18 protein-coding genes are annotated in these 23,635 nt (G+C 73.2%); 7 read left to right on the forward strand and 11 right to left on the reverse strand.

Annotated features, from left to right (window positions below):
- A partial coding sequence (locus AB0G16_RS26525) for a hypothetical protein (RefSeq protein ID WP_362810332.1) occupies nucleotides 1-278 on the reverse strand: 278 nt, incomplete at its 3' end.
- 368 nt (nucleotides 279-646) lie between these two features.
- Entirely contained in the window at nucleotides 647-1,399 is a 753-nt protein-coding gene (locus AB0G16_RS26530) for an SDR family oxidoreductase (RefSeq protein WP_362810335.1), read from the reverse strand.
- Between the two features lie 267 nt (nucleotides 1,400-1,666).
- On the opposite strand from AB0G16_RS26530, the gene AB0G16_RS26535 reads away from it, so the two are divergent.
- The 3 genes from AB0G16_RS26535 (at nucleotide 1,667) to AB0G16_RS26545 (ending at nucleotide 5,304) form a co-directional block, all read left to right on the forward strand.
- Nucleotides 1,667-2,602, forward strand: coding sequence for a hypothetical protein (locus AB0G16_RS26535; RefSeq protein WP_362810338.1), 936 nt, complete (start codon nucleotides 1,667-1,669; stop codon nucleotides 2,600-2,602).
- Nucleotides 2,592-4,466 (forward strand): DUF4012 domain-containing protein, encoded by a 1,875-nt coding sequence (locus tag AB0G16_RS26540; RefSeq protein WP_362810341.1) that lies wholly within the window; start codon nucleotides 2,592-2,594, stop codon nucleotides 4,464-4,466. The genes AB0G16_RS26535 and AB0G16_RS26540 overlap by 11 nt, the downstream gene beginning before the upstream one ends.
- A gap of 115 nt (nucleotides 4,467-4,581) precedes the next feature.
- A complete protein-coding gene (locus AB0G16_RS26545) occupies nucleotides 4,582-5,304 on the forward strand; it encodes a hypothetical protein (protein ID WP_362810344.1) in 723 nt (240 codons plus the stop codon).
- Here the strand turns inward: AB0G16_RS26545 and AB0G16_RS26550 are convergent.
- The 7 genes from AB0G16_RS26550 to asnB all read right to left on the reverse strand — a co-directional run bounded on the left by AB0G16_RS26550 (nucleotide 5,282) and on the right by asnB (nucleotide 14,392).
- On the reverse strand, nucleotides 5,282-6,658 hold the full coding sequence (locus AB0G16_RS26550) for a polysaccharide biosynthesis tyrosine autokinase (protein ID WP_362810347.1): 1,377 nt from the start codon (nucleotides 6,656-6,658) through the stop codon (nucleotides 5,282-5,284). The genes AB0G16_RS26545 and AB0G16_RS26550 overlap by 23 nt on opposite strands.
- Nucleotide 6,659: 1 nt before the next feature.
- The gene (locus tag AB0G16_RS26555) at nucleotides 6,660-7,697 is read right to left on the reverse strand and encodes an MraY family glycosyltransferase (RefSeq protein WP_362810351.1); all 1,038 of its coding nucleotides are present in this window, start codon (nucleotides 7,695-7,697) and stop codon (nucleotides 6,660-6,662) included.
- On the reverse strand, nucleotides 7,694-8,683 hold the full coding sequence (locus tag AB0G16_RS26560) for an NAD-dependent epimerase/dehydratase family protein (RefSeq protein WP_362810354.1): 990 nt from the start codon (nucleotides 8,681-8,683) through the stop codon (nucleotides 7,694-7,696). The genes AB0G16_RS26555 and AB0G16_RS26560 overlap by 4 nt, the downstream gene beginning before the upstream one ends.
- A 57-nt stretch (nucleotides 8,684-8,740) precedes the next feature.
- Nucleotides 8,741-9,706: an NAD-dependent epimerase/dehydratase family protein gene (locus tag AB0G16_RS26565; RefSeq protein WP_362810357.1), complete on the reverse strand. Its 966-nt coding sequence runs from the start codon at nucleotides 9,704-9,706 to the stop codon at nucleotides 8,741-8,743.
- Nucleotides 9,703-10,884 carry a glycosyltransferase gene (locus tag AB0G16_RS26570; RefSeq protein WP_362810360.1) on the reverse strand — a complete coding sequence of 394 codons (1,182 nt, stop codon included), beginning with the start codon at nucleotides 10,882-10,884 and terminating at the stop codon, nucleotides 9,703-9,705. The genes AB0G16_RS26565 and AB0G16_RS26570 overlap by 4 nt, the downstream gene beginning before the upstream one ends.
- 314 nt (nucleotides 10,885-11,198) lie before the next feature.
- Nucleotides 11,199-12,497, reverse strand: a complete 1,299-nt coding sequence (locus AB0G16_RS26575) for a polysaccharide biosynthesis C-terminal domain-containing protein (RefSeq protein ID WP_362810363.1) — start codon at nucleotides 12,495-12,497, stop codon at nucleotides 11,199-11,201.
- On the reverse strand, nucleotides 12,482-14,392 hold the full coding sequence (asnB, locus tag AB0G16_RS26580; RefSeq protein ID WP_362810366.1) for an asparagine synthase (glutamine-hydrolyzing): 1,911 nt from the start codon (nucleotides 14,390-14,392) through the stop codon (nucleotides 12,482-12,484). The genes AB0G16_RS26575 and asnB overlap by 16 nt, the downstream gene beginning before the upstream one ends.
- A 437-nt stretch (nucleotides 14,393-14,829) precedes the next feature.
- Between asnB and AB0G16_RS26585 the strand changes: the two genes are divergently transcribed.
- From AB0G16_RS26585 to AB0G16_RS26595, 3 genes are all read left to right on the forward strand, one after another.
- Nucleotides 14,830-15,867, forward strand: coding sequence for a class I SAM-dependent methyltransferase (locus AB0G16_RS26585; protein ID WP_362810369.1), 1,038 nt, complete (start codon nucleotides 14,830-14,832; stop codon nucleotides 15,865-15,867).
- A gap of 88 nt (nucleotides 15,868-15,955) precedes the next feature.
- Complete coding sequence (locus tag AB0G16_RS26590) at nucleotides 15,956-17,230, forward strand: hypothetical protein (RefSeq protein WP_362810372.1); 1,275 nt, start codon at nucleotides 15,956-15,958, stop codon at nucleotides 17,228-17,230.
- Complete coding sequence (locus AB0G16_RS26595) at nucleotides 17,227-18,423, forward strand: glycosyltransferase (protein ID WP_362810375.1); 1,197 nt, start codon at nucleotides 17,227-17,229, stop codon at nucleotides 18,421-18,423. The genes AB0G16_RS26590 and AB0G16_RS26595 overlap by 4 nt, the downstream gene beginning before the upstream one ends.
- A 141-nt stretch (nucleotides 18,424-18,564) precedes the next feature.
- Here the strand turns inward: AB0G16_RS26595 and AB0G16_RS26600 are convergent, their stop codons facing one another.
- On the reverse strand, nucleotides 18,565-19,434 hold the full coding sequence (locus tag AB0G16_RS26600) for a sulfotransferase (RefSeq protein WP_362810378.1): 870 nt from the start codon (nucleotides 19,432-19,434) through the stop codon (nucleotides 18,565-18,567).
- Nucleotides 19,435-19,956: 522 nt separating this feature from the next.
- Between AB0G16_RS26600 and AB0G16_RS26605 the strand changes: the two genes are divergently transcribed.
- A complete protein-coding gene (locus tag AB0G16_RS26605; protein ID WP_362810381.1) occupies nucleotides 19,957-22,233 on the forward strand; it encodes a hypothetical protein in 2,277 nt (758 codons plus the stop codon).
- A gap of 42 nt (nucleotides 22,234-22,275) precedes the next feature.
- Here AB0G16_RS26605 and AB0G16_RS26610 read toward each other — a convergent pair.
- A partial coding sequence (locus tag AB0G16_RS26610; protein ID WP_362810384.1) for a carbohydrate-binding protein occupies nucleotides 22,276-23,635 on the reverse strand: 1,360 nt, incomplete at its 5' end.

The raw sequence follows: 23,635 nt of genomic DNA on the forward strand, positions 1-23,635 counted from the left end.
ACCGTCACTCCCACGGTGACGCCGACCGTCACTCCGACGGTCACTCCGACGGTGACGCCCACCGTCACCCCGACGGTGACTCCGACGGTGACGCCGACCGTCACTCCCACGGTGACCCCGACCGTCACCCCGACGGTCACTCCCACCGTCACCCCGACGGTCACTCCGACGGTGACGCCGACCGTCACTCCCACGGTGACCCCGACCGTCACCCCGACGGTCACTCCCACCGTCACCCCGACGGTGACGCCCACGCCCACGGTGAGCCCGACCAACACGCGGCGACCCCCGCGGAGGGGGCAGATCATCATCCCGCCCGACGATGACGAGGAGGGCCGGCGCGGGCGGCGAGGCGGGGACAACCCAGAAGAATTCGACCGGGGTCGGTTCGGTGACCAGTGGTTCGGGCCGCGCGGGCACCAGGACCGCTCTCCCGGACGGGCCCTCGTTCCCCGTCCGGTCAACCGGAACCTCCCGGTGACCGGCTGACGTCACGGGCCGTCGACTTCACCGGTCCCGTCGGCGTCCCGGTCCAGAGGCGTCCCGGCCCGAGGGCGTCCCGGTCCGGGGCGCCTCGATCCGGGGGCGTGCGGCCGGGGTGGCGGCGGGGGTGGCGGCGGGGGACGCCGCCACCCCGGCCGTCGTCCTAGCGGCGGCCGAAGCGGCGGGTGAGCCGGCCGGTCAGGCCGAGGGGGATCAGGCGGCCGACCCGGACGAGCGCCTTGTAGCGCAGGTCGGGGATGCTCACCCGCACGCCACGGGCCAGGTCGCGCATGGCCTCACGGACCACGTCGTCCGCCGACAGCCAGAGGAATCCGGGGATGCTCGAGACGTCCATCGAGGCACGTTCGTGGAACTCGGTGCGCACGAACCCCGGGCACAGGGCCATGACGCGCACCCGGCCGCCGGACATCTCCAGGGCGACGGACTCGCTGAAGTTGACCACCCACGCCTTGGACGCGCTGTAGGAACCGCGGGCGAAGAACGCCGCCACCGAGGCGACGTTGATCACCGCGCCCCGGTCGCGGTCCCTCATCCCGGGAAGCGCGGCCAGCGTCAGCCGCAGCACGGCCTCGCAGTGCAGCCTGAGCATCCGCACCTCCTGCTCGGCGGGGACGTCGAGGAAGTGGCCTGGGTGACCGAAACCGGCGTTGTTGACCAGCAGGTCGACACCCTCGCCGAGCCGCCGTTCCACCGCGCGCAGGCCCTCCTCGGACACGAGGTCGGCGACGAGCACCTCGCTGCTCACCCCGTGGCGCAGGCGGAGCCGTTCGGCGACGTCGGTCAGGCGCTCGCCGTCGCGGGCGACCAGGACGAGGGAGAAGCCGTCGGCGGCCAGGCGATGGGCGAAGGCGGCACCGATGCCGGCCGTCGCCCCAGTGATCAATGCGGTTGGCATATCCGAAGTCTAGGGACGGGACGGGGCGCGAAAGACCGGCGCGCCCGGCCGGACCGGGGGCCGCGCGCGGCGCGTCCGCCTCGCCCGTGAACATCAAAGATCGGAGAACAGTGAGTGATCATTCGGTAAGTGCGGTGAGCCGGATAAGCCGCCTTTTTCGATAGTCAAATATAACGGGTTCCGGAGGCATGTCGCTTGTGTTCCAAGCGCTGTGTTCCTGGCCTGAATACTTGCCATGAGGAGTTCGAAATGGTCAAAAAATACACAATGTCCATCCTTCTTACGGTGATGGCCGGGAGCGGGCTGGGCGTTGGAATCGCCGGAACCGCGACCGCCGGAACCGGTGCGCCGGCCTCGGTCGCCGGTTTCCACGCGCAGCCGTATCCACCGGTCATCGACTACGTCGCCTCGGCCAACCGGGTCGCGCTGCAGGCCCAGGACGTCCTGGACGACGCGGAGGCGGTCGCCGAGGAGGCCGAGGACGTCGCGTCCGACGCCGAGGACATCGCCAGGGCGGCGCAGGACGTCGCCGGCGAGGTCGGGGCGGGCAACATCCCCGCCGCGCGGTCCGCCGTCGAGGAGGCGAGGGAGGCCCTCAGGGACGCGGAGAACGCCGAGGCCACCGCCGCGAGGCTCGCGCCCGCCACCGTGGAGCTCGTCTCGGCCTCCCGGCCGATCGTCTCCGGCGTCACGGTCGCCCGCCCGGGTGACCTGGCGTGGATCGCGGCCGAGGCGGGCAGGATCGCCGCCAGGGCGCGGGACATCGCCACCAGGGCCAAGGCCATCGCCGACAGGGCGGCGGACATCGCCTCCGACGCCACGGCGATCGCGGCGCTCGCGGCACCGACCAACGCGGCCGCGGCCGCGGTGGCGACCAACGCCGCGCGGGTCGCGTCCAACGCCGAGGAGCTCGCCTCCGCGGCGGCCGACCTGGCCACCGCGGCGGAGAATCTGGCCCTGAAGGCCAGGAACGTCGCCCTGGTCGCCCTGGAGGCGCGTGACGGCTGCGAGGGTGACCGCTGCGGCGGCGGCTGCGGTGGCGGCGGATGCTTCCGCGACGCCTCCTGGGGCTCGGGTGAGAAGCTGCCCTTCACCGGTACGCCGGTGACGACCGTGGCCACGGTCGGCGGTGGCCTGCTGGCCGCCGGGATCGTCGGCACCCTGATCTCCATCCGGCGCCGTCGATCGTCCAGTGCCCACTAGACGACACCGCCGGACCGCCGTCATCTGCCTGCTGGCCCTCGTCGCCGTCCTCGTGCCGGCCGGGGGCTGGTCGGCTCACCTCGGTCTGAGCGTACGAGACCATCTGGAGGCGACCAGGGGCGCGCTGCTCAGGCTGCGCGCCGCGGTGAGCACGGGGCAGCCGTCGCTGCTCGCCGCACCGCTCGCGGACGCCGGCCGGCACGCCGCCGAGGCGCGGCGGCTGACCGGGGGCGCCGACTGGTCCCTGCTCACCCACCTTCCGATGATGGGAGACGCCGCGAGCACCGTACGGGGACTGTCCGAGGGGGTGGCGGAACTGACCGGCGTGCTGGACGACCTCCAGCACGCCGGTGCGGCGTTCATCACCCCGGCCTCCCCGGCACCGGGCGGCGTTCCCGCCCCGGGTGGTACCCCCGCCCCGGGCGGTGCCGCCCCACCGGCCGGTACTCCCTCGCCGGGCGGTACCGCCTCGCTGGGCGCCACCCTCTCGCCGGGCGGTTCGAGGCGGTTGCTGGCCGCGGTCGAGGCGGCGGCACCGGTCCTGGACGACGCCGTCACGCGGCTCGCCAGGGTGAGCTCGCTGCTGGCGTCCACCCCGGCGCGCACCGGCGTCGAGGCGCTGGACGAGGCCCGCGGCACCGCGCTGAGGGAGATCGACGAGCTGCGCGGCATGCTGGGCGACGCGGTGACCGCCGCGACGCTGCTCCCCCCGATGCTCGGGGGCGACGATCCGCGCCGCTACTTCCTGGCCTTCCAGACCAACGCCGAGGCGCGGGGCACCGGAGGGCTGGTGGGGGCCTTCGGCATCCTCCGCCTCGACCGGGGCAAGATCGTCATCGAGCGCCTCTCCTCCAACAACGACCTCGACACCAGCCCCGTCCCCGTCACCGACCCCGGCCCCGGGTTCCGCGGGCGCTACGGGCCGAACGCCACCAGGATGCTGTCGGTCTCCAACCTCTCGCCGCACTTCCCGTACGCCGCGGCCATCTGGACCGGGCTGTGGGAGCGGCAGGCCCGCACCCGGCTCGACGGCGCCATCGCCACCGACCCGGTCGGCCTGGCCCACCTGCTCCGGGTCATCGGCCCGGTCACCGCGCCCGGCGGACAGGTCGTGACGGCCGGCAACGTCGTCGACCTCACCGAGCGGGTGGCCTACGCCCGTTTCCCCGACCCCTTGGCGCGCAAGGTGTTCCTCATGGGGATCGCGCGCGCCGTCGGCGAGGCCCTGCCCACCGCCTTCTCCAACCCCGCCAGGCTGCTGCCCGTACTGGCCGGCATGGTGGGGGAGCGGCGGCTGCAGGTCTGGAGCCGCCACCCGGCCGAGCAGCGGCTGCTGGCACGCACCCCCCTCGGCGGCGTACTGCCGTCCCGGCCCGGGCCGTTCGCCGCGCTGGTGGTCAACAACTCCGCCGGCGGCAAGCTCGACTACTACCTGGAACGCTCGCTGCACTACCGGCTGGGCCACTGCCGGGACGGCAGGCGCGTCTCGACCGTGCGCGTCCGCCTCACCAACGACGTCCCCAGGAAGACGCTGCCCTCCTACGTGACCGGCCGGCTCGACAACGCCGGCATGGGCCGGCACCGCCCCGGGTCCAACCTGCTGTGGGTGTCGCTGTACGCGGGCGTCGGGGCCGAGGCGACCGCCGCCCGGCTCGACGGCGACCGGGCGCCGATCATCCGGGAGACCGAGCGGTCCCACCCGGTCTACTCGACCATGGTGGAGTTCGCCCCCGGCCAGTCCAGGTCCCTGGAGTTCGACCTCACCGAACCCGTCTCGAACGAACCGCCGCTGGTCCCGGTACAGCCGCTGGTCAGACCCCAGCGGACCCGCGTCACCCAGGACACGCGCGGATGCGCCCCCTGACGACGGCACCGCCACCGGCCCACCGCGCTGGCCGGTGCGCGGCGAGCCGGTATGAAAGGGCAAAGAGCGGTGCGCCGCGGGCCGCGGCGCACCGGCACCGATCTACCCTCACGTCATGAGGGCTTCACCGGGGACCACCGGAACCACGCCGGGTCTCGTGGCCGGGGAGGAGCGCGCCACCGGGATCGGCCGGTGGGCCCCCTCCGAGCACGAGGACTGCGGCTCGCGCTGCTGGCGGGACCCCCGGGACGAGCGGGCTCCGCGGGGAGGCGTCCGCTTCCACATCCTGTTCGTCTGCACCGCCAACATCTGCCGCTCCCCGCTGGCCGAGCGGCTGACCCGCTCGGCGCTGGGCCCCTGCCCGGCCGTCCGGGTCAGCAGCGCCGGCACCCACGCCCGGCCGGGGATGGAGATGGACCGGCGCGCCAGAGGCACCCTGACCCGGCTCGGCGGCGACCCGGCCGGGTTCACCTCCTCCCTGCTCACCCCCGCCCGGGTGGCCGCGGCGGACCTGGTGCTGACGGCCACCAGCAGGCACCGCGCGCAGGCGGTGACCCTGCACCTGGCCGCGGCCACCCGGACCTTCACCATCGCCGAGTTCGGCGCGCTGGCCCGGGCGGTACAACCGGAGCGGATCCTGCGCCACGCCGACCCCGTGCGAAGGGCCCGCGTCCTCGTCGAGGAGGCGCGGGCCCTGCGCGGGCTGGTGCGGGTCGACGAGCCCGACATCGCCGACCCCTACGGCGGTTCCTGGCTGGCCTACCGGCTGGCGGGACGGACCGTCACCAGGTCCCTGGCCGCCCCGCTCCGGCTGCTCACACCCCCACCGGACGTTTGACCTCCGGCTCGTAGCCGTACCCGTAGCCGTACCCGTAGCCGAAGTAGGTCTCGTGCCGGGGCGGGACGAAGTTCAGGACCGTCCCCACCACCCGGGCGTTGATCGACGCCAGCAGCGCGGCGGCGCGCACCATGTGCTCGCGGCGGGTCTTGCCGTGCCGGCTGACCAGCAGGGTGCCGTCGCACAAAGCGCTGAGCGTCGCGGCGTCGGTCACCGGCAGCAGCGGCGGCGCGTCGATGATGACCATGTCGTAGGTCTCGGTGAGCTGGGTCAGCACCTCGCGCATCCCGCCCGAGCCGAGCAGCTCGCTCGGGTTCGGCGGGATCTGCCCGCTCGGCAGCACCGACATGCCCGGCTCGCCCCAGACCTGGATGACCTCCTTCAGGCGCGCCCTGTCGATCAGCACGTCCGTCAGGCCCGTGTTCCCCTCGATGCCGAGGTAGCGGGGGATCGTGGGGCGGCGCAGGTCGCCGTCCACCAGGACGATCCGCCACCCGGCCTGGGCCAGCGTGATGGCCAGGTTGACCGAGGTGGAGGACTTGCCCTCGCTCGGCAGGCAGCTCGTGACCACCAGCGACCTGGGCTGGCGGTCGACACCGATGAACTGCAGGTTGGTACGGAGCGTGCGGAACGCCTCCGACCTGGACGAGCGGCCGTTGTTGCGCAGGATCAGCGGCTGGTGCTTCGCGTCCCGCTCGTAGCCGATGATCCCCAGGGTCGAGCTGCCCGACGCCTCCTGCAGCGCCTCCGGCGTCTTGATGGTGGTGTCCAGGTGGTCGCGGACGACGATGACGGCCATCACCGCCAGCAGCGCGAGCAGCACGGCCAGCACCAGGTTGACCAGCGGTTTCGGACTGACCGGCTCCTGCGGCACCTCGGCGTGGTCGACCACCGTGACCTTCACCGTGGGACGGCTGGAGGACGTGGGCCGCTCGATCTGGTCGATGAGGTCGGCGAAGCTCGCCCCCAGGTCGTTGGCCAGCTCCGCGGCCCGCTTGGGCACCGGGTCGGCGACCGTGGCGCGCAGCAGCACGGTCCCGGGCACCGCCTCGGCCGTGATGTTCGCCTGCAGCCGCTCCACGTCGGCGTCGTCGGTGACCCGGCTGAGCACCCGCCGGGTGGACAACAGGGTGGCGTACGACTGCACCCGCTGCGCCGACAGGATCCCCGCCTGGTAGGCGGTGGACAGGCTGCCCTCCTTGTCGTGGCCGGAGACCAGCATGGAGATCGTCGCGACGTACTTCGGCGGCGTGTTGGCCGTGACGGCCACCGCCGCGCTCACCGCGACGACCAGCGACAGCAGGATGAGCGGCCAGTTACGGCGCGCGAGCCGTACGTAGTAGAGCAGTTCCATGTCAACGTCGCCTTTCGCGGATTCTCTGGAGGGGCTGGGGGGTTCGGACGGACACGCGGACGCTCATGTCCCGCAGCAGGCCCACGAGGCCACCGGCGATCGCGCCTGCCACGACCGTCGCGACGAGCGGGGACAACCGGCCCAGGGCCGTCGCCAGGCAGAGGACACCGGTGAACGCCGTGATCACGCCCAGCGTGACGGCGACCCAGCGGGTCCCCAGACCGGCGCGCCGCAGCCGGTGCGACACGTGGTCGGTGCCGCCCTGCAACGGCGACCGCCCGGTCAGCAGGCGGGACAGGAAGACCACGCAGGTGTCGACGGTCGCGACGAACGTCGGCAGGAACAACCCGGCGATCGTCGCGTCCGGGGGGCGTCCCGCGACCAGCACGGTCGCCGAGCAGGCCAGCGTGAAACCGATGAACAGCGACCCCGAGTCGCCCATGAACACCCGGGCGGGCGCCCAGTTGTAGGGCAGGAAGCCCAGGCACGCGCAGGTGAGCGCGGCCAGCAGCACCGCGAGCGCGACATGGCCCTGCAACGTCGCCGTCACCGCGAGCAGGACGGCGGCGACGGCCGTGACGACGCCCAGCGCGCCGTCCATGTTGTCGAGCAGGTTGAAGGAGTTCGTCATCACGACGATCCACACCGTCGTGAGCACCGGGTCCAGCCACGTCCCGGTCACGGTGGCCTGGACGCCGGAGAGCACCACCCCCACGGCGACCACGGTCTCCACGGTCAGCCTGGTGAGCGCGGGCAGCGGGGAGAAGTCGTCGATCAGTCCCAGCAGCGAAACCGCGGCGGCGGCCAGCAGGATCGCGGTGATCTGCAGGTCGGCCACGCCGAGCGCGACCGCGGTGGGCGCCACCGTGCCGACCGTGATCGCGACACCGCCGAGATAGGGGGTCGGGCTGGCGTGCGCCTTGTGCCCGCCGGGCTGGTCGGTGAGGTCCCAGCGCAGTGCCAGGCGCCGCAGCGGCACCACGGCCACCGCGCTGATCAGGCAGGCCGTCCCCGCGGTGAGGGCGATCGTCCCGCTCACCGCGGGAACGTCGCCGGAGCCCCCGAGGACGCGTCGATGATCTCCATGAGGATCTCGTCGAGAGCGCGCCGCGGCACCCAGCCGGTGAGGGCACGGAGCTTCGCCGTGTCCGGGACCCTTCGGGTCATGTCCTCGAACCCCTGCTCGTAGGCCTCGGAGTAGGGCACCAGCTCGATCCCGGAGGTGGAGCCGGTGAACCCGATGATCATCTTCGCCAGTTCCAGGATGCTGACCTCGTCCGAGGAGCCGATGTTGAAGGTCTCGCCGATCGCCGCGTCCTCGTCGAGCAGCCCGAGCAGCGCGTCCACCACGTCGGCGACATGGGCGAAGCACCGGGTCTGGGTCCCGTCGCCGAAGACCGTGAGCGGCGCGGCCGACAGGGCCTGGCGGACCAGGCTCGGGATGACCATGCCGTAGGTCGGGCTCTGTCTCGGGCCGACGGTGTTGAAGAGCCGGACGATGATCGTCGGCAGGCCGCGCTCCTTGTGGTAGGCGTTGGCCAGGATCTCGTCGACGGCCTTGGCCGTGCTGTAGGCCCAGCGGACCACGGCGGGGCTGCCCAGGATGCGGTCGGAGTCCTCACGCAGCGCGCCCGAGGAGTTCTTGCCGTAGATCTCGCTGGTGCTGGTGATCAGGATCTTCTTGCGGTAGCGGTGCGCGGCCTCGATGACGATCTCCGAGCCCCGGATGTTGGTCGTCAGGGACCGCAGCGGCTGCTCGACGATCAGCTTGACGCCCACCGCCGCCGCCAGGTGGACGACCACGTCGCACCGGTGGACCAGCTCGTCCACCATGAGCTCGTCCAGCACCGAACCGTGCACGAAGTGCAGGTCGGGGTGGGGCCGGAGGTTCTCCAGCCGCCCCGTCGAGAGGTTGTCCAGGACGACGACGGAGTCGTCGCGGGCGAGCAGCGCGTCGGCCAGATGCGATCCGATGAATCCGCTGCCACCCGTTATCAGATAGCGGGTTCTTGATGCCTTGCTCACGTGCTGCTCCTCATCGCGTGCTTGGAGAGAACTGGGTTGCCGACAGGAGGCGGTGGTTCACGCGGACGCGCCGAGTCTGGCATCCGCGCCCGGCGCCCGCGTCCCCTCGAACCAGGCCACCGTCCGGCGCAGCCCGTCCTCGAGCGAGATCGGGCACGCGCCGGGGAACAGCTCGCGCAGCAGGCGGCTGGAGGCCTGGGACTCGCGGATGTCGCCCCGGCGGGGCGGCAGCGGGACCGTCTCGACCGTGCGGCCGAGGATCTCGCCGAGGAGGTCCATGAGCTGCCGCAGCGAGACGCGGGTGCCGAAGGCCAGGTTCACCGGCCTGGTGCTCGTCACCCCGCGGGCGGCGGCGTCGGCGAGGATCTCGGTCACCGACCCCACGTAGGTGAAGTCCCTGGCCTGCCCGCCGTCGCCGTGCAGCGGCACCGGCTCGCCGCGCAGCGCCGCCGAGACGAACGCCGGGATCACCGCCGCGTACGCGTGCCCGGCGCTCTGCAGCGGGCCGTAGACGTTGAAGAAGCGGAACGGCAGGACCGGCAGGCCGTAGCTGGCCGCGTAGGCCAGGGCGTAGGCCTCCGCGGCCAGCTTGCCGGCCCCGTACGGGCTGAGCGGCCTGGTCGGCAGGTCCTCGTGCTTGCGGGGTTCGGGACGGTCGCCGTAGACCGAGGAGGAGGAGGCGAGGATCACGTGCGGCCTGCTCGCCCGGCACGCCTCCAGCACGTACAGGGTGCCGGTCGCGTTGACGGCGTGCGAGGCCAGCGGGTCGGCCAGCGACCGGGGCACCGACGGCCGCGCGGCCAGGTGGATCACGTGCGTGACGTCGGCCGTCAGGTCGCCCAGCAGATCCCTGTCCAGGATGCTGCCGGTCACCACCTCGGCCTCGACCCCGTCGAGATTGGCCGGATCGCCGCTGCTCAGGTCGTCCAGCACGGTGACGCGCCGCACGTCGCCCCTGGCCGCCAGGGTCCGGCACAGGTGCGCGCCGATGAAACCCGCCCCGCCCGTCACCAGGACCCTCATCGGCTGCTCCCCTCGGGCAGTGGATCGCGGCCGGGCGCCGGGCACAGCGACCGGTAGAGGTTCTCGGTGTCGGCGACCAGGCGGTCCACCGCGAAGGCGTACGCGGTCCAGTCGCGGGCCGCCTCGCCCATCCGGCGGGCCAGGCCGGGATCGTTCAGCAGCCGGACGACGTGCGCCGCCAGCTCGTCCGGGCCCGGACCCGACAGCAGGCCGGTGTGGCCGTCCCTGACGACCTCGGCGACGCTCCCCACCCGGGTCGAGACCACCGGGACGCCCGCCATCCCCGCCTCGACGAGCGTCACCGGGGTGCCCTCGTTGTCCGAGGTCAGCAGGACCACGTCGGCCGCGGCGTAGACCGTCTCGGTGTCCGCGCGCCAGCCCAGCAGGTGGAAGGAACCGCGCACGGGCTCGGTCTCCCGCTCCAGCCGCTCGGCCAGCTCGCCCCCGCCGCACACCACGAAGTGACAGTTCGGGACGCGGCCCAGCACGGTGCGGGCCACCGTGACGAACCGGTCGGGCCGCTTCACTCGGGTCAGCCGCCCCACGTACGCCACCACGGGCGCGTCCTGCGGCAGGCCCAGCGCGGCGCGGGCCTCCTCGCGGCCGGGCACCGGGCCCAGCCGCACCCCGGGAGGGATGACGACGTACTGCTCGGGCCGGCCGATCCCCGCCTCCAGCAGCTCGTCCCTGACCTGGGTCCCGACCGTCACCAGCCGGTCCGTCAGCAGGGCCAGCAGCCGCTCCGACCGTACGTAGAGCCCGCGCCTGACCGGGGAGAAGTAGCCGTGCAGCAGGTGGCCGTGGAAGACGTGCGCCCGCGCCGCGCCGACGCCCGACAACCGGGCGGCCACCCGGCCCAGGGCCCCCGCCTTGGCGGTGCGGGTGTGCACGATGTGCGGCCGGAACGACCGCATGGCGCGGACCAGCCAGAACAGGGCGCGCTGGTCGTCGCCGGGCCTGACGGAGCGGCCCAGGCCCGGGACGTGGTGTACCGGGGCGCGCGCGCCGTGCAGCAGCAGATGGTCGCCCTCCCCGGCGCCGACGTGGCCGGTGTAGAGACGGTGGTCGAACTCCTCGCGGTTCAGCCGCTCGTGCAGTCCCGAGACCTGGGTGGCGGGACCGCCGACGTTCATTCGCGCGATGATCTCCATGACGCGAATCCGGCCGTCTGGCTTCATGGAGGCTCCTTGCTGACAGGCCTGGCTCACGTCGGAGAAACTAGTTCTCCACCGGATCCGTCAGCCGACACCATCACGGGGACGGCGCGATGTTTTTCCTACTCCCTACCTAAACGTGATACAGCGCCTATGGCGACGCTGCGCGTCGCGGTTCGGCCGTGCCTATGGCGACGCTGCGCGTCGCGGTGAGGCCGCTCTTGTCCGGCTCCTTCCCTCGTCGCTCATCCGCTTCGCTCCTTCCCTCCTCGGTCCAGTCGCCGGCGCGGCCTCACGGGAGTCCCCGGGGGGTTCGTAGGGCTGGTCCCCGGCGGGGGTCATGAGGGGGGTGCTGTCACCGGGGCGGTGGGTCCGAGGGCGGCTCTCAGGTCGGAGGGACGGGGGAGGAGGTCGCGCGGGGAGGTGGAGGTGGTGCCGGCGAACCAGGCGATCTCCACCGCGGCCATGGCCGTGTAGCTCACGGTGGCGGCCAGCGCGGCGCCCGAGGCGCCCCAGCGGGGGATGAGCACCAGGTTCAGGGCGAGGTCGAGCGCCAGGGCGCCGCCGGCGACGGCCGTCATGGTCATCGGGCGCTCCAGCCGGATCAGGTACTGCTCGACCGGCCGCAGCAGCGACAGCGCGACCATGCCCGGCGCCAGCAGCAGCAGCGGCGCCACGCTGCCGGCGAACGCGGCGCCGTACAGCAGGGGGACGAGCAGGGGCGCGACGGCCGCCAGCGCCCCGGCCGACAGCGCCGAGAGCGCGAGGTTGAGCCGGAGCACGCGCACGGTGACGTCCCGGGCGTCGGCGCCGTCCTCGACCGTCTGCCGGGGCAGGACCACCTGGGTGACCGCGTCACCCGGCACCCGGGAGAAGGTCAGCAGGGCCGTCCCGACCGTGTACAGGCCCACCTCGGCCGGGGAGACCAGGGCGCTCAGCAGGAAGACGTCGGCGGTCAGCAACAGGTGGAACGCGACCAGTCCGGGATGGTAGCGGCACGACAGGGCGAGCTGGCGGCGGGCGAGCGCCGCCTCGGCGCGCATGGCGCGCGGCCCGAGCGCCCCGAGGAGCAGCCAGAACGGCGCGCTGATGGCCAGCGCCCAGCAGACGATCACCGCCGCCACGGTGAGCTCTCCGGCGGCCGACAGCACCAGGATCGGCAGGTTCAGCACGAGCGCCGTCACGACCACGCCCCGGTTGGCCAGGTCGCTGCGCGAGCGCAGCAGCGCGATCCCGTTCAGGTTGACCGCCGCCACGCCGAACGGCACCGCCAGCAGGGCGACGACGAGCAGTTCAGGCGCGGGGACGGGGGTGAAGGCGGTCACCGCCGCCAGCGTCACCAGCGCCGAGCCCACACCGGACAACAGCCCCAGCAGCAGGCCGTTGCCGGTCAGCGCGCGGTGCCGCGCCGGATCGGACCAGAGCGCGATCTGCGACCTGCCGATCGACAGGTTGCCCAGCACGATCGCGATCCCGCCGGTGGTGGCGATCATCGCGTAGACGCCGCGCCCCTCCGGCTGGAGGGTGCGGGCGATGAGGATGCCCGTCAGCGCCGCCAGCGTCAGCCGCACCAGGTGGCTGGCCATCGTCTGGACGGTCCGCCCCCGGGTGCCGCTCCCGTTCAGGACCCCGGGCATCCGATCTCCGCCAGGACGGTGCCGTCCGGGACCGCGTGGGCCCGGTGCCAGAGCTCGAACTGCAGCAGCGCCCACAGCCGGTCGCCGTGGTCGGCGCCCTCGTCGTGCCGCCGCAGCAGGCCGGCCACGACCTCGGGCCGGAACAGTCCCCTGCCGCGGGCGGTGTCGTCGGTGAGCGTGTCGTGGGCGAGCTCGCGCAGCTCGCCCCGGAGCCAGGCGGCGAGCGGCACGCCGAACCCCCGCTTGGGGCGGTTGTGCAGCCGTCCGGGCAGCCAGGGCGCGACCGCCCGCCGCAGCAGCAGCTTGGTGCGCCGGTCGCGGACCTTCAGCGGGTCGGGCAGCCCCGCCGCCCACTCCATCAGGTGGTGGTCCAGGAACGGCGAGCGGGCCTCCATGGAGTTGGCCATCGTGGTGATGTCGACCTTGACCAGCAGGTCGTACGGAAGGTAGCCGGCGACGTCCACGTCCTGCACCCGTCCCAGCGTGGTCGTCGCCGACGAGCCCAGGAACGCCTCCTCCATCAGCGCGCCGCTGTCGGTCCCCGCCAGGTGCGCGCGGAGCTCCGGCTCGTACAGCTCGTCCTTCTGGCCGGGCGTGAAGCAGGACATCAGGCCGGTGTAGCGGCGCGCGGGAGGCTCGGCGGCGAAGCGCATCAGCCGGCCCAGCAAACGGGCCGGGGAGCGGTAGCGGCTCTGCTCGGTGATGAGGGTCCCGGCGCGGGCGGACATCGCCGCCACGGCGCCGGGCATCGCCGGGATCCTGCCGGCCTGGTTCATCAGGGCGTAGCGCTGGTAGCCGCCGAAGCACTCGTCGCCGCCGTCGCCGTTGAGCACCACGGTGACGTGTCGCCGGCTCAGCCGGGCCACGTAGAAGCTGGGCACGGCCGAGGAGTCGGCGAACGGCTCGTCGAAGTGCCAGGCCAGCAGCGGCAGCACCTCCGGGACGTCGGCGGTCACCATGAGCTCGTGGTGGTCGGTGGAGTAGCGCTCGGCGACCTGCCGCGCGTGGGCGCGCTCGTCGTAGCGGCCGTCGTCGAAGCCGACGCAGAAGGTCTTGACCGGCTCGCTGCTCTGCATGGCCATCGCCGCGACCACGGCGGAGGAGTCGATCCCGCCGGACAGGAACGCGCCGATGGGGCGCTCGCTCACCATGCGGATCCGGGTCGCCTCCAGGATCAGCTCGCGCAGCCGCTCCTCCTCCTCGCGCACGTCGGTCACCGGCCGAGGGGTGCGGTCCAGCCGCCAGTAGCGGTCCACGGTGATGCGGCCCCGCTCCCACACCAGCACGTGGCCCGGGAGCAGCTTGTGCACGCCCCGGTAGATCGACCAGGGGGCGGGCACGTAGCGGTAGGTCAGGTAGTGGTGCAGCGCGACCGGGTCGATCTCGCGGGGCATGCCGGGGTCGCGGGCCAGCGACTTCAGCTCCGAGGCGAACCGGATGGAGTTCTCGTCGGCCCACCAGTACAGCGGTTTCTTCCCGAGCCTGTCCCTGGCCAGGACCAGCCGACGGCGGTCGCGGTCCCAGACGGCGAAGGCGAACATGCCGCGCAGCAGCCGGGCCAGGTCGGGGCCGTGCTCCTCGTAGAGGTGGACGAGACACTCGGAGTCACCGGACGAGCGCAGCCGGTGCCCCCGTCCCGCCAGCTCCCGGCGCAGCTCGGGGAAGTTGTAGATCTCCCCGTTGAAGACCGACACGACCCGCCCGTTCTCGCTGCGGACGGGCTGGTCCCCGGTCGCCACGTCGACGATCGCGAGCCTGCGCATGCCGAGCGCGGCGTGCTCGTCGGTGTGGAAACCCGTGCCGTCGGGACCCCGGTGCGCGATCACGTCGCACATGCGCCGGACGAGCTCCGGATCCGGGTGTGACGTCGAGACGACTCCGGCTATCCCGCACATCGGGTCCTCCATTGCTCGGTGGCGCTCGTGGGCCGGCGCCCGCGGGGCCGTACCCGTTCGCCGTCGCGGGCGGTCCCCGGCGGTGACGTTCTGCAAGATCACGGTAACGGAGCGGGGTGGCCGCGACCAGCGGCCCGCGAGGGCGTGTCGCCGGTCGCGGCCGGCGGCCTGCGAGGGCGCGTCGCGGGGAGTCCCAAGGCGGGGTAAGGATCGTGAAGATCATTGCTCGCGGGGGAGCCGCCGCGCCGCCCGGCCCGCCGGCGGCGTGCGAGCTTGGGAACGAACGTGGCGGACGGGCACGACTCCGGCTCGTCGCGGGCACCCGGCGTGCAGGCCGCCCGCCCGGCGGACGCCCGTGGCGGACCCCCGTGGCAGGCCCCGGGATCCGGCCCCGACGCCGCGGACCTTTCCTTCCCTCTCGCTGAACGGGTGACCGGATGACCTTCGTGGAAGACACGACCGGCGGTACGGGGACCGGCGTCACCCGGCACCCGCCGCTTCGCTGCCCCCGGTGCGGGGGAGCCCTGAGCGGCGGCTCCGGCGACCCGCCGGACGCCGGCTCCCCGGACGGCGGCTCCCCGGACGGCGAGGGCGGGCTGCGATGCGCCGGGTGCGGGGCGGGCTACCCCGTCGACCGCGGCGTCCCCCGGTTCGTCCCCTCCGACGGCTACGCCGACGGGTTCGGGTTCCAGTGGAACAGGCACCGGCTGACACAGCTCGACTCCCACGTCGGCATGCCCATCTCCCGCGACCGGCTGATGAGCGCGAGCGGCTGGTCCGCCGGCGAGCTGCGCGGCAGGACCGTGCTGGAGTGCGGCAGCGGGGCGGGCCGGTTCACCGAGGTGCTCTGCGAGACCGGCGCCCTGGTGACCTCCTTCGACCTCTCCGGCGCCGTCCACGCCAACGCCGCCTCCAACGGCCGCTTCCCCAACCTGAGGCTCCTGCAGGCGAGCGTCTACGAGCTGCCGCTTCCGCGCGAGTCCTTCGATTTCGTCGTCTGCCTCGGGGTCATCCAGCACACGCCCGACGTGCGGCGGACGTTCACGACGCTGCTCGGCCACCTGAGGCCGGGGGGCCGGTTCTGCGTCGACGTCTACGCGGCGCCGGTCGCCTACCCGCACCTGCGGCAGCTGATCCGCCCCTTCACCCGGCGGATGCCGCCCGAGCGGCTGTACCCGCTGGTGGAGCGGGCGGTGCCGCGCCTGCTGCCGCTGTCCATGGCGCTCAGCGCCGTCCCGGGCGTGGGCCAGGGACTCGCCCGGCTGGTGCCGGTGGCCAACCACCGCCACCTGGGCCTCAAGGACGCCGCGACGACGCTGGAGTGGTCGGTGCTGGACACCTTCGACTGGTTCTCGCCGCGCTACGAGAAACCCCAGTTCCGCCGGACGATCAGGCGCTGGACCGAGGAGCTGGGGCTGCGCGAGGTCTCGATCGTCCGCCGGCGCGGGATGTACGTCGTCCGCGGCGTCAAATGACCGCTCCGCCGCCCCGCCGAGCCCCCCGCGCCCCCCGCGCGCCCCGCGCGGCGCACGCCCCCGACGCGACTTCGAGGTGAACCCGTCCATGGAGTACTTCCTCGTCGTCTTCATGGCGGCGTTCCTGGTCTTCGTGACCTACACCGGGCTGGGGGTGCGCCAGGCCAACCGGCTGCTGCCGGTGCTCCTTCTGGCCTTCCTCACCCGCCTGGTCGTGCACGTCCTGGTGATGAGGCCGCGCATCATCGAGTACGGCGGGGACAACCGCACCTACCTGGCCAGGGCCGGGGAGATCGCCACCTACTGGAGGCAGTCGGGTTTCCGGTTCGTCACCGGCGACCAGATCGCGGCCATCCACTCCATGGAGGTGCCCTGCAACCTCTTCGCCGTCGTCGTCTACCTGTGCGACGGGCCGGCCACCCTGGCCTGCACGGCGGTGGTGGCCACCCTGGCCTGCCTGCTGTGCATCGTCATGTACAGGTTCGCGCAGCTCATCGGCGCCAGTGAACGGGCGGCGTTCCGGCTGTTCGTCGTGGTCGCCTTCCTGCCGGCCCTGCTGGTGCACACCTCCGACACGTTCAAGGACGGCATCAACGCCTTCCTCGTCGTCACCTGCCTGTGGCTGGTGGCCTCGAACGTCAAGCGCTTCGACGTGCGCAAGCTGCTCCTGATGGTCCCGCTGCTGTGGACGCTCTGGCACGTGCGCCCCTACATGGTGTTCATGTGCGCCCTGCCGCTGGTGGTGGGGCTGTCGCCCATGGAGCGAAAACTCTCCGTGCGCTCCGTGGTCGTCTCGACCCTGCTGCTCGTCCCCCTGGTGGTGCTGCTCGCCCGGATGGACGGCGGCGCGTCCCTGACCATGCTGCAGGAGCAGCTGGAGCTGGGGCAGTCGGAGTCGGTCCGCCGGGCCAACGCCGGGGGAGGGTCGGGCGTGCTGTTCGAGGACGGCGGCGACGCCTGGAGCGCGCTCGCCCCCAAACTGCTCTACACGCTGCTCGCCCCGTTCCCGTGGACGCCGGGCAGCCTGACGCTGCAGTTCGGGAAGGTGGACACGTTCATCTGGTACTACCTCCTCTACAACGCGCTGCGCGGCGCCCGGCGCCTGTGGGCCCGGGACCGGACGCTCCTGTTCGTCCTCGTGCTCTTCATCGTCCCCGGCACGATCGCCTACGCGACCACCATGGCCAACATCGGCCTGATCTTCCGCCAGCGGATGCCGATCATGCTGATCGTCAGCCTGCTCGCCGCGCTCGCGTGGAGCGCGACCGATCCCCGGGAGCGGTTCCGGTCCGCCCTGCCCCGGCGCGCGCCCGATCCCGTGCCCCCGCCGCAGCCCGCGGCCACCCCCGGGACCGCCCGGTGACCGGGCCGTCCCTGCCGGGCGCGGGGGAGCCGGGGGCAGCGGGGACACCGGGGACGCCGCGGGAGCTGCGGGTGTGCGAGGTCGTCAAGACCCTCGACGCCGGAGGGGTGGAGGTGCTCCTCGTCGAACGGCTGCGCCGCGCGCCCCGGGTGAACAAGGACTACACCGTGGTCTGTCTCCAGGCGTCCACCGGCGAGCTCATCGAGCGGCTGCGCGCCTCCGGGATCGCGGTCGTCGACCTCAGCCGGGACCCGCGCCCGCTGGTCTACGCCCGCCTGGTCCGCACCGTCCGCAGGCTCGCCCCGGACGTGCTGAACGTCCACTCGCCGACCCCGGCCGCCGCGCTGTGGCTGTCGGCCAGGCTCACCCCCCGCCGGCCGCTCCTGGTGTCCACCGTGCACTACTGCCGGCGTCCCACCACCGTGCGGTTCCGCCGGGTGACGGCGGCGGTCAGCATGGTCCTCGACTACCTCACCCGCAGGCTCGACGACCGGACGGTGGCGGTCTCCACGCAGGTGGCACGCTCCCCCTCGGTGCGCGGGGCACGCCGCCTGCTGACCCGGGTGCACGGCGTGGACGTGGCCGAGCAGCGTTCCTGGGCGCTGCGGTCGGGGATCGTCAGGCGCCGGTTCGACGTGCCCGAGGGGGCGTTCCTGGTGGTCTGCGTGGCCAACTTCCGGCCGGAGAAGAACCACGCGCTGCTGATCCGGGCCGCCGCCACCGTACTGGCGGCACGGGACGACGCGGTCTTCCTGCTGGCCGGGGACGGGCCGCTGCGCGAGGACGTCGTCCGTGAGATCGAACGGCGCGGCCTGCACGACCGGGTGCGCGTGCTGGGCCAGGTACGCCAGGCCGGGCGGCTGGTCGCCGCGGCCGACCTGCTGGTGCTGAGCTCGCACTACGAGGGGCTGCCCGTGGTGGTCATGGAGGCGCTCGCGGCCGGGGTGCCGGTGGTCTCCACCGACGTGGGCGGAATCCCGGAACTGGTCTCCTCCGGCTGGAACGGCATCCTGACCGAACCGGAGTCGCCGGACGCGCTGGCCGCCGGGATCCTGCGGGCGATGGAGCCGGCCGTGCACCGCCGGCTGCGGTCCGGGGCGGCCGCCAGCGCGGAGAGCGTCGAGATGGCGGGCACGGCGGAGTGGTTCGAGAGCCTCTACGAGGAACTGGCGCAGACGACGCGCCGTACCTGACGGCGCCGGGGGAGCCCGCCGGCACCGGGGCGCACCTGCCGCCGGCGGCACGGCGGCGGGCATGGGGGCGGGACGACGGCGGCACGGGGACGACACGGAGACGACACGGAGACGGCGCGGCGGTCAGAGGCGGCGCGGCGGTCAGGGGCGGTAGCCGAGCTCGTGGAGGTGAACGGCGAGCGAGTTGTCGAGCAGGGAGAGCTGGGCCGGGGTGAGGTCCCGGCGGAACGCCTCGGAGCGGCCGGGGGAGAACACCCGGCGCGCGAAGTCCCGCTCGAAGGCGGGCGTCCAGGCGAGCCCGAGGAACTCCAGGACCAGGTCGGTCTGCTTGCGCGGGTCGGCCAGCAGGTCCTCGTAGCGCACCTGCAGCCACGACTCCGGCGCCACCGCCGCGCGCGCCGTCTCGGTGGCGTCCATCAGGAGCTTCCAGCCGATGCCCGCCAGGTGCACCTGGGAGCGGCCGGCCTCGTCCCACTCGCGGGCGTAGTCCTCGGGCAGCGGGCCGAAGTGCCACCCCGGCGCGCCCAGGTGCCCGCGCCACCACGGCATCTGCAGCCAGGAGTTGGCGACGGCGCGCCCGTCGCGCACGATGTGCACGAACCGCGCCTCGGGGAACACCTCGTGCAGGAACGCGGCGCGGGGCCACCCGGTGAACTTGTGCAGGTAGTGGCCGGATCGCTGGACCTCCGCCCGGGTCGCGAAGAAGGTCCGCATGCGCCCGGCCAGCCAGGGGGTGGCGTCGGCGGCCGTCAGATCCTGGAAGGAGTCGACCACCAGCGGGGAGACCTCGCGCCTCAGGGCGCGGTGGGCCTCGCAGGGCCGCAGCCGCTTCCCCGGGAAGTCGGCCGGTGTCCGGCGGTAGACCGCGCCGCCGACGCGTTTCGCCGCGTCCGGGGTCCGGGGGAAGCGGTCGTCCAGGTTGGTGACGAACCCCACCTCCGGATGGCGGGTGAGCACCTCGTACAGGAGGGTGGAACCACACCGTCCGCTGCCGATGAGGAAGTCGAGCATAGGGAATCCCCGTTCCGGGTGATGTCGCGAATATGGATCCGGTCCATCGGGGCCGGGCCGGATATTCGACGGTAACCCACCTTCCGGAGCCGTCGGCGGATGTCGCCCTCCGGCGGAACCGGTGTCGGCGGAGAACAATCATTAAATAGCAGGAAATGACAGTCATCGCCTTTCGAGATGCCTTTGGCGCGTCCCGTCCGGCGTGGCCCCGCCGCCGTGTCCCGGCCGTTGCCGCGCCGTTCCCGCGCCGTTCTGACGCGGTGTCCGCGCGGTGGCGGCGTGATGCGGCGCGTCCGCCGGACAGGCTACGAGCTGCGCAAACGCCGGGCAAAACCTCTCCCGGCGCGGGGTCGCGCGCCCGGCCCGCGCGTCCGGGTCGCCAGAATCGCACTCATGACAGAATCTGTGACCGATCACGATTCCGCGCCCGGTGCACCGGAGGTCACGGCGCGGATGGGAACGTCCGCATCCGCCACTCGCGGAACCTTTTCACGGGGAAGGCGGAGAACGCCGGACCGCGGGGTGAACCGCGTTCTCCGGCGGGCGGGGAAATGGGCGCCCGCGGTGTTCGCGGTCGCCGTCGTGGCGGCCGCGCTGCGTTTCTACGGCGTCCCGGTCGCGGACACGGCCGTCTTCGGCGGGTACGTCGCGCTGGGGGTGGCGCTCCCGGGCCTGCTGCTGGTCCGGGCCCTCTACCGGGGGGCGCGCACGCTCGCGTTCGCCGAGGAACTCGCGCTCGGGCTCGCGCTGGGGTACGCCGTCGAGGTACCCGTCTACATCGCCGCCCGGGCGGCGGGGGCGCCGCCGCTCGTGCTGCTGTGGCCGCTCGGCACCTGCGCCGTGTTCGCCGCCGTCCCCCGGCTGCGCGGGCACTTCAGGGGCGTGGCCCGCACACGGGAGCCCGCCTGGTACGCGTGGTTCCTCGCGCTGCTCGTCGTCCACGTGACCGCCTGGAGCTCCTTCACGTTCTTCAGGACCACCGCCCTGACCTGGCCGGCGGCGGGGACGTCCCTGTTCGACATCCCGTACCACCTGGCGCTGGTCGGCGAGCTGAGGCACCACGTGCCGCCCACCGTGCCCGTGGTGGCGGGGGAGCCCCTGCTCTACCACTGGTTCGTCTACGCCCACCTGGCGGCGGCGAGCTGGGTCACCGGCCTGGAACCCCTGGTCCTGCTCTTCCGCCTGGGCATGTTCCCGATGCTGGTCGCCTTCGTCGTCCTGGTGGGGGCGATCGGGCACCGCGTCACCGGTTCCCGGGCCGGGTCGGCGCTGGCCGTCGCGGGAACGGTCCTGGTCGCGGTGCCGAGCCTGTACGCGAACACCAACGGCCTGTTCACCTGGACGGGCGTCCAGCACTCCGCGTGGGAGAGCCCCACCCAGACCTTCGGCGCCCTGCTGTTCGCGCCCGTCGTCCTGCTGCTGATCGACGCCTTCGAGCGCGGGCGGCGGCACGGCGCCGGCCGGTGGGTGCTGGTGGCGATCCTCCTGGCGGCGGTGGCCGGGGCCAAGGCCACCTACCTGCCCATGCTCCTCGCGGGGCTGGCGGCGCTCGCCGTGGTCGAGGCGGTCAGGCGGCGCAGGCCGCCCTGGGCCGTGCTCGGCGCGCTCGTGATCACCGCCGCCTGCCTGCTGTACGCGCAGACGGTGCTGTTCGGCGGTGCCCGGCAGGCGATGTCCCTCGATCCGCTCGCGCTGATGCGCAGGACCTGGGGCGAGCTGACCGGCCTGGGCGAGCACGCCCAGCCGCCGCCGGCCTCCCTGGCCGGGATCACCCTGCTGTACGCCGCGTGCTGGGCCGTCACCTGGTGCGGGATCGCCGGGCTGCTGAGCCGGCCGCGCTCGCTCGCGCGCCCCGCCACCGTCCTCGTCCTGGGCGTCGGCGCCGCCGGGATCGGCGCGACGGCGCTGCTGGGAGGGCCGGCCCTGAACCAGGGCTACTTCCTCCAGGGTGCCTACCCCTGTCTGGCGGTCGCCGCGGCCCACGGGTTCCTGGTCGTCGTGCGCGGCAGCGGGGTGTCGCGCCTGGCGCTGGCGGGGGCGGCGGCAGCGGGGGTGGTCCTGACCCACCTGGTCCGCGTCGTGTCGGACGTGCGGGTCCCGCTCGTGGCGGGCCGCGACGAGGACGTCCTGTACCGGCCCTTCGTCGCGGTGGCGGTCGTCGTGGCGGCGGCGCTGGTGTTCCTGGTCGCGACCGGGCGGCGACCGCGCGACCTGGCCCTGCTGATCGCCCTGGTCACGGCCGTCGGCCCCCTCTCGGCCTGGCACGCCCGCGCCCTGTCGATCGCGTACGGGGGAGGTGAGAACGGCGTCTACCGGGTGAGCCGGCCGGCGGCGGGGGAGGTCCCGGCGGGGATGCTCACCGCCGGGCGGTGGCTGCGGGCCCACTCGCGCCCGGACGAGCTGGTCGCCACGAACGCGCACTGCGTCTGGCGGGCCGGGGCCCCCTGCGACAGCCGGCACTTCTGGATCTCCGCGCTGACCGAACGGCGCGTGCTGGTCGAGGGCTGGGCGTACACCGCGAGGAACCTGGACCGGTGGCGACCGGGGGCATCGGTGACGGGAATCCCGTTCTGGGACACCGGGAGGCTCTCGCTGAACGAGACGGTCTTCACGGCGCCCTCGGCCGAGGCGGTGCGCCGCCTGCGCGAGCACCACGGGGTGCGCTGGCTCTTCGTCGAGGAGGACCGGGAGGACCTGAGCCCGAGGATCGGGGAGTTCGCGACGCTGCGGTTCCGCGCGGCGGACTGCGCGGTCTACCGGCTCCCGGACACCCCGGCCCGTCCTGAGGTCAGGTCCTGAGCCCTTCCCGCGGGCCGCCCGGCGGACGGCCCGCGGGGATCGTCACGGCGTCACGGGCCTGCCGCCGAAGGTCACGACGAGGCGTCCGTCGGCGGCGAAGGACCATCCCAGGGCGCCGGTGTAGGAGGAGCAGCGCGAGCCGTTGGAGCCGGACCAGAACTGGTTGCTGCCGTCGGCGTTGCCGATGATCCGGTCGTTGGACCCGCTGTCGCACGAGGTGTTGTTGCGGAACACCGAGGTTCCGCCGTCGAAGTTGAAGTTGCGCTCGGCGTTGCCGACGCCGACGTTGTTCGACACCGTCATCGTGCCGGGGTTGCGGTTGAAGGTGAAGCCGTGCTTGCCGTTGTCGTAGGCGATGTTGCGCCGGATGACGTGGTCGACCGCGATGTCCTCGCCGCCGAGCTTGTAGCCGTTGCGGTCGCCGTTGCCGGCCTGGCCGCCGTTGCTGAGCGTGCCGTTGCCGTAGGCCAGGGAGTCCTCGACGGTCACCGCGCCGATCGGGCCGGTGTCGGTCTTGGTGAACAGGTCCCAGCCGTCGTCGATGTTGTTGTGGGCCACGGCGTAGCGGAAGACGTTGCCGGGGCCGGAGGTGAGCTTGGCGGCGAAGCCGTCGGCGTCCTCGCCGTCGGAGTCGGCGTTGTCGTGCGACTCCACGCTCACGACGAGGTTGCGCGAGGGCCACTGCTCGCGGGGCGCGCCCGCCACCAGGCGCGAGAGCTGCAGTCCGGTGTCGCGGTTGAAGCGGGTGATCGTGCGCTCGATGATGTTGTCGTTGCCGGCCAGGAGGATGCCGTTGTCGCCGGCGCGCTCGACGACGATGCCGTGGATGTGCCAGAACGACCCGCCCACGGCCAGGCCGCGGTTGGCCGGGTCCTCGCTCTGGGCCGAGAAGTTCAGGATCGGCGTCTCACCGGGGTAGGCCGAGATCTTCTTGCGGGCGCCGGCGGTGCCGTTGTTGCCCGGGGCGATGGTGACCGTCTGGGAGAAGTCGTAGCGCCCGCCGCGCATGGAGATCGTCCCGCCGGGGGCCACGCGGGTGATCGCCGAGGTGAGCGTCGTCGGGGCCGCCTGCGTCCCGGGCGCGCCGTCGGTGCCGTTCGGCGCCACGTACAGCGTGCCGCCGGGGGGCGGTGTCGTGCCGCCGGTCTCCACGTCGATGTAGTCGATGTTCGGCAGGCCTGCGCTGCCGGTGGGGGTGAACCGGATCGTGTTGTTCCCCGCGTTCAGGGTGACGGTCAGCGTCTTGGTGACCCAGGTGTTCCACGCGCCCGTGTTCTCGAACGACACCGACTGCGCGGCCGCGCCGTTGACGGTCAGGCCGGCGGGACGGCTGCCCCCGGCCCCGCCGGCGAAGCGGACGGCCAGGGTCGCCGTGCCCGCCGCCGAGGCGTTCACGGTGAAC

It is taken from the genome of Streptosporangium sp. NPDC023615, from assembly GCF_040640155.1.
Classification (GTDB): Bacteria; Actinomycetota; Actinomycetes; order Streptosporangiales; family Streptosporangiaceae; genus Streptosporangium.